At 74.9% G+C, this 7488-nt stretch carries 1 protein-coding gene; it reads right to left on the bottom strand.

Annotation, left to right across the window (positions count from 1 at the left end):
• On the bottom strand, nucleotides 1-7488 hold a 7488-nt coding region (locus ACWGJ5_RS46145; RefSeq protein WP_453315578.1), incomplete at both ends, for an SDR family NAD(P)-dependent oxidoreductase.

Raw genomic sequence — 7488 nt, 5'->3', positions numbered from 1 at the left:
ACACCCCACCCAACTGACCACCGGCACCCGTCACCAACACCGTGCCCGTCGACGACCAGACAGCAGCCGACGCCTCGGCCGGCATCTCGGCCCGGGCCAGTCGCGGCACCCGTACCGCACCGTCGCGGATCAGGAGTTGGGGTTCTCCGGTGGCCAGTGCCGCGGTCAGCGCGTGCCAGGAGGTCTCGGTGTCGTCGAGGTCGGCGAGGACGAGTCGGCCGGGGTTCTCGGACTGGGCGGAGCGCACCAGACCCCACAGCGGGGCGTGCGCCAGGTCCCGTGGGTCCGCGTCCGCCACGGGGCCGATCGCCCCGTGGGTGACGAGGACCAGACGCGCGTCGGCGAAGCGGTCGTCGCCGAGCCAGGTCTGCAGGGTGTCCAGCGCGCGGGCGGTGGCGGCCCGTGCCGTCGCGGGGAGGTCCCCGGTGACGCCGGCGGGCAGGTCGAGCAGCACCGTGCGCGGTGTGGGTGCGCCCGCTTCCACAGCCCTGATCAGCGCGGACAGATCGGTGTGGCGCTCGGCCCGTTCCGGACCGGCGGGACCGTCGCCGAGTACGGCCCACGGACCGTCGTCCGGCGTGCCGGCGGTGACCGGTGTCAGCGGTGCCCAGTCGACGCGGAACAGCACGTCGTGGTGGGGGTCGCGAGCCGTGCCGAGCTGCTCCGGAGAGACCGTGCGCAGGGCGAGGCCCTCCACGACGGCGGCCGGGGCGCCGACCGTGTCGGCGATCTCCAGCGTCACCTCGCCGCCGCTCACGGGCCGCAGCCGTACCCGGAGCGCGTCCGCGCCCGCGGCCGTGGCGGTGACGCCACGGAAGGAGAACGGCAGCCGCCCGGGCTCGCCGGTGCCGGCGGCGTTCAGCCCGAGGGCGTGCAGCGCGGCGTCGAGCAGGGCGGGGTGGAGGACGAACCGGGCGCCTTCGGTGGCGGCGTCCTCGGGGAGGCGCACCTCTGCGAAGACCTCCTCGCCCCGGCGCCATGCGGCGATCAGCCCCCGGAAGACGGGGCCGTAGCCGAATCCGGATGCGGCCAGGCCGTCGTACAGGCCCGTCACCTCGACCGGCTGGGCGCCCTCGGGGGGCCAGACGGAGAGGTCGAACGACGGGGCGGGGCCGCCCTGGGCCAGTACGCCGGTGGCGTGGCGGGACCAGGATTCGCCCGTCGCGTCCTCGGGGCGCGAGTGGAGGGTGAGCGTGCGGTGGCCCGAGCCGTCGGGGTCGCCGAGTGTCAGGCGCAGCTGCACTCCGCCGTGTTCCGGTACGACCAGCGGTGTTTCCAGGGTGAGTTCCTCGACGCGGTCGTATCCGACCTGGTCGCCGGCGCGCAGTGCCAGCTCGACGAAGGCGGTGCCGGGCAGCAGGACCGTGCCCAGGACGGCGTGGTCGGCGAGCCAGGGGTGGGTGCGCAGCGACAGCCGGCCGGTGAGCACCACCGCCCCCGATTCGGGCAGCTCCACCGCGGCGCCCAGCAGCGGGTGGTCGGCGGGGCCCAGGCCGGCCGCCGAGACGTCGCCCTGTGCGGAACCGGCGTCCAGCCAGAACAGCTGCCGCTGGAAGGGATAGGTCGGCAGGTCGGTGCGGTGCGCGCCGCTGCCGTCGAAGAGCGCCGTCCAGTCCGTGGCCGCCCCGCGGGCGAACGCCTGGGCCACGGCCGTGGTCAACGTCGACGCCTCGGCGCGTCCCTCGCGCAGTGCGGGGACGCACACGGCGTCGTCGTGGGTGAGACAGTCCTGGGCCAGTGCGCACAGCACACCGTCCGGGCCGAGTTCGACGTAGGTGGTGACGCCCTGCGCGTCCAGGGTACGGACGCTGTCGTGGAAGCGGACCGTCTCGCGAGCGTGCCGTACCCAGAAGTCGGGGCCGGTGATCTCCTCGGCGGAGGCGAGGGCGCCGGTGAGGCCCGGGACGAGCGGGATCCGAGGCGCGCGGTACGACAGCCGCTCGGCGACCTCGCGGAAGGCTTCCAGCATCGGGTCCATGTGCGGGGAGTGGAAGGCGTGGCTGACGGTGAGGCGCTTGGTGCGGCGGCCCTGCCGGGCGAAGGACGCGGCGATGTCCGTGACAGCGTCCTCGTCGCCGGCGATCACCACGGACCGCGGGCCGTTGACGGCGGCCACGCTCACACCCTCGGTGAGGAGGAGCGTGACCTCGTCCTCCGTGGCCTGCACGGCCACCATGGCACCACCGCCGGGGAGTTCCTGCATGAGCCGGCCGCGCGCGGCGACCAGGGCACAGGCGTCCGCCAGCGACAGCACACCGGCACAGTGCGCCGCCGCCAGGTCGCCGATGGAGTGCCCGGCCAGCACGTCGGGCTCCAGCCCCCACGACCGGACCAGCCGGAACAGTGCCACCTCGACCGCGAACAGCGCGGGCTGGGTGCGGGCGGTCTCGTCCAGCAGGGCCTGGTCACCGGCGAACAGGACGTCCTTCAGCGGCAGTTCGAAGTGGGCGCAGACCTCGTCCAGTGCCTGCCGGAAGACCGGGTAGGCCGCGTAGAGCTCCCGGCCCATGCCGAGCCGCTGGCTGCCCTGGCCGGTGAACAGGAAGGCCACCTTGCCGTCGCCCGCCACGCCGTGCACCACATGGGTGGTGGTGCCGTCCTCCGCCAGCGCCGTCAGGCCGCGCAGGGCCTCGTCCCGGTCCGCCGCGACGACCACCGCGCGGTGCTCGAAAAGGGCGCGGCCGGTGGCCAGGGAGTAGCCGACGTCGGTGGGTGAGAGGTCCGGACCGGCCGCCATACGGTCCCTGAGCCGCTCGGCCTGGGCGCGCAGTGCGGCAGGGGACTTCGCCGACAGCGGCAGCGGCACCGCCGGCAGCGGTCCGGCGTCGTGCGCCGCGCTGTCGTCCGCGGGCTGCGGGGGCTGCTCGACGATGGCGTGGGCGTTGGTGCCGCTCATGCCGAACGAGGAGACACCGGCGCGGCGCACCCGCCCGGTCTCCGGCCAGGGCCTGGCCTCGGTGAGCAGTTCCACGGCGCCCGCCGACCAGTCGACGTGCGGGGTGGGGGCGTCCACGTGCAGCGTCTGCGGCAGGACACCGTGCCGCATCGCCATCACCATCTTGATGATCCCGGCCACGCCGGCGGCGGCCTGGGTGTGGCCGAAGTTGGACTTGACGGAGCCCAGCCACAGCGGCCGGTCCGCGGGGCGCTCCCGGCCGTAGGTGGCCAGCAGCGCCTGGGCCTCGATCGGGTCGCCCAGGGTGGTACCGGTGCCGTGGGCCTCGACCGCGTCGACGTCGGCGGCGGACAGCCCGGCGTTGGCCAGGGCCTGCCGGATGACGCGCTGCTGGGAGGGGCCGTTGGGCGCGGTCAGGCCGTTGCTGGCGCCGTCCTGGTTCACGGCCGTGCCGCGGACGACGGCCAGCACCCGGTGGCCGTTGCGCTCGGCGTCCGAGAGCCGTTCGACGAGGAGCATGCCGACGCCCTCGCCCCACGCGGTGCCGTCGGCGGCGGCGGCGAAGGGCTTGCAGCGGCCGTCGGCGGCGAGGCCGCGCTGGCGGCTGAACTCGGTGAACACGTCCGGCGTGGTGATGATGGTGACACCGCCGGCCAGAGCCAGGGTGCATTCGCCGTTGCGCAGTGCCTGAACGGCCAGATGCAGGGCGACCAGCGACGAGGAGCACGCCGTGTCGACGGTGACCGCCGGGCCCTCGAAACCGAAGGTGTAGGAGACACGGCCGGAGGCGATGCTGCTGGAGCCGCCCGTGCCCAGGTAGCCCTCGACGCCTTCGGGCACCGTGTTCAGCCGGGACACGTAATCGTTGTGCATCTGGCCGACGAACACGCCGACCTGGCCGCCACGCAGCGTCGCCGGGTCGATGCCCGCCCGCTCGAACGCCTCCCAGGAGGTTTCGAGCAGCAGCCGCTGCTGCGGGTCCATCGCCAGTGCCTCACGCGGATTGATCCCGAAGAAGGCGGGGTCGAAGTGGTGGGCGTCGTAGAAGAAGCCGCCTTCGCGGGCGTACGACGTTCCGGCGCTGTCCGGGTCGGGGTCGTAGAGGCCCTCCAGGTCCCAGCCGCGGTCCACGGGCAGGTGGGAGATGCCGTCCCGGCCCTCGGCGAGCAGGGTCCACAGGTCCTCGGGGCTGCGCACGTCGCCGGGGAACCGGCAGCTCATCGCGACGATGGCGATCGGGTCGTCCTGCGCGGCGGCGGCGGTGGCGGCCCGGGTGGGCAGGGCGCTCACGGCATCGGCGCCGAGGAGTTCACCGCGCAGCCAGGCACCCAGCGCGGTGGGCGTCGGGTAGTCGAAGACCAGCGTGGCCGGCAGTCGCAGCCCGGCGGCCGCGCCGAGGCGGTTGCGGAATTCCACGCCGGTCAGCGAGTCGAACCCGAGGTCCTTGAACGCCCGGGTGGGCTCGACCGCTTCGGGCGAGGCGTGCCCGAGCACGGCGGCCACCTGGCTGCGCACCAGGTCGAGCAGGGCCTGGTCCCGCTCCGCCTCGGGCAGCCGCAGCAGCCGCTCCTTGAGCGAGGAGCCGGCCGTGGTACCGCCGGCCTCGACGGCCCGGCGTGCCGGTGCGCGCACGAGGCCCCGCAGCAGGGCGGGCACGCTGCTCGCGTCGGCGTGCCGCAGCGGCGCGAGATCGAGCCGCATGGGGACCAGTAGGGCGTCACCGGCCCGGTGGGCGGCGTCGAGGAGCGCGAGGCCCTCGTCGTTGGCCAGGCCGAGCACGCCGGAGCGGGTCATGCGGGACTTGTCGGTCTCGTCCAGCTCGCCGGTCATGCCGCTCGACTCGGCCCACAGGCCCCAGGCGAGGGAGGTGGCGGGCAGTCCCCGGGCCTGGCGGTGCTGGGCGAGGGCGTCCAGGAAGACGTTGGCGGCCGCGTAGTTGGCCTGCCCGGCCCCGCCGAAGGTGCCGGCCGCCGAGGAGAACAGTACGAACTCCGCCGGCTCCAGCTCACGGGTGAGCTCGTGCAGGTTGACCGCCGCGTCGGCCTTGGGCCGCATGACGCGGTCGAGCCGTTCCGGGGTCAGCGATCCGACGACGCCGTCGTCGAGCACACCCGCGGTGTGCACCACGGCGGTGAGCGGGTGTGCGGCCGGGATGCCGGCCAGCAGCGCGGCCAGCGCGTCACGGTCGGCCGCGTCACACGCGGCGACGGTGACCTCCGCGCCCAGTTCCGCCAGTTCGGCGGCCAGTGCCGCGGCGCCCGGCGCATCCATGCCGCGCCGGCTGGTCAGGAGCAGGTGACGGGCACCGCGTGCGGTGACCGCGTGCCGGGCGACGAGACCGCCCAGGGTCCCGGTGCCTCCGGTGATCAGCACGGTGCCGTCCGGGTCCCACTCGGCGGGAACGGTCAGGACGACCTTGCCGACGTGCCGCGCCTGACTCAGGTGGCGGAAGGCGTCGGGCGCCCGCCGCAGGTCCCAGGCGGTGATCGGCGGCGGGGTGAGCGCGCCGGAGGCGAACAGCTCCAGCAGCTCGGTGAGCATCTCCTGAATGCGGTCAAGGCCCGCCTCGACGAGGTCGAAGGCCTGGTAGGACACCCCGGGATGGGCGGCGGCCACCTCCTCGGGCGTCCGTACGTCGGTCTTGCCCATCTCGACGAAGCGGCCGCCGCGCGGCAGCAGCCGCAGTGACGCGTCGACGAACTCCCGGGCCAGCGAGTCCAGGACGACGTCGACGCCGCGGCCACCGGTGGCCTCGCGGAACGTCTCCTCGAAGTCCAGGGTGCGGGAGGAGGCGATCCGGTCCTCGGTCAGCCCAAGGCCGCGCAGCGTCTCCCACTTGCCCTGGCTCGCCGTCGCGTACACCTCGGCGCCCCAGTGCCGGGCCAGCTGCACGGCCGCCATGCCCACACCGCCCGCGGCGGCGTGCACCAGCAGCGACTCCCCCGGCTGGAGACCGGCGAGGTCACGCAGGGCGTAGTACGCCGTCATGAAGACGATCGGCACGGCCGCCGCCTCCGCGAACGTCCAGCCCTCGGGCATGGGCGCGATCATCCGCCGGTCGGCCACCACGAGCGGACCGAAGCCACCGGGCAGCATGCCCATGACCCGGTCGCCGGGGGCGAGATCGGTGACTCCGGGGCCGGTCTCCACGACGACACCGGCGCCCTCGCTGCCCATGAGGCCGGCGTCGCCCGGGTACATGCCGAGGGCGTTGAGCACATCGCGGAAGTTCAGGCCGGCCGCCCGGACCGCGACCCGGACCTCGCCCGGCCGCAGCGGCCCGGACGCCTCCGGGCACGGGACGAACGTCAGGTTCTCCAGGGTGCCCTTGTCCCGGATGTCCATCCGCCAGGCGGGCTCCCCGGCAGGGGGCACCAGGTTTCCGCCGGACGCCACCCTCGCCAGCCGTGGTGCGTGGACGGTGCCGCGCCGCACCGCGAACTGCGGCTCGCCGGACGCGAGGGCGCCGGGCAGTGCCTCGTACGATCCCGCCTCGGTGTCGAGGTCCGCCAGGACGAAGCGGTCGGGATTCTCCGACTGCGCCGAGCGGACCAGACCCCACACCGGGGCGTGCGCCACGTCCCGCACGCCGGCGTCGGACTGCGTCGCCACCGCCCCGTGGGTCACGAACACCAGGCGGGACGAGGCGAACCGCTCGTCCTCGAGCCACGCCTGGACCAGGCTCAGCGTCTCATGGGTGGTCCGGCGCGCGGCCCCGGCCGTGCCATCGGCGGCGGATCCGCCCATGGGCACGAGGACGTGTTCGGCAACGGCCGTGCCCGCGTCGGCCGCCGCCCGCAGCGCGGTGAGGTCCGCGTAAGCGGCGTACGGCAGCGGCAGCGCGGAGTCGCCCAGTACGGCACAGAGCTCCGTGGCTTCGGGCGCTGCCTCGGGCAGCGGCACCGTGGCCCAGTCCAGGCGGAAGAGCGACTCGTGGTGCCCGGAGCGGGCACCGGCCAGCTGGTCGGCGGAGACCGGGCGCAGGGTCAGGCCGGCGACGGAGGCCACCGGCTCGCCGTTCATGTCCGCCAGCTCCAGGGTCACCGCGTCGGCGCCCGCCGGGGCCAGCCGGACCCGCAGTGCGCCCGCACCGACGGCGTGGAGGGACACGTCCCGCCAGGAGAACGGGAGGCGGCCCTGTCCGTCGCCGCCGTCCTGCACGAACGTGGCGTGCAGCGCGGCGTCGAGCAGTGCCGGGTGCAGGCCGAACAGTCCGGCGTCGGACTGCCGGTCCTCCGGCAGCCGGACCTCGGCGAAGACCTCGTCCCCGCGCCGCCAGGCCGCCCGCAGCCCCTGGAAGACCGGCCCGTAGCCGAATCCGCCCGCGGCGAGGTGCTCGTACAGGCCCGTGACGTCGACGGCTTCGGCGCCCGCCGGAGGCCATGCGGACAGGTCGGCGGAGGACCGCTGGCCGCCGGAGACGGCCAGCAGGCCACCGGCGTGCCGCGTCCACGGTTGGTCCGCCGGCGCGTCCTGCGGCCGCGCGTACAGGTCCACCGGCCGCCGTCCGTCGTCGTCCGGCGCACCGACCACCAGCTGCAGCTGTACGGCACCCCGCTCGGGCAGCACCAGCGGCGCCTCGAGGGTCAACT

This window comes from Streptomyces sp. NPDC054783 (assembly GCF_053611725.1).
This window is presented reverse-complemented; position numbering and strand designations above follow the sequence as displayed.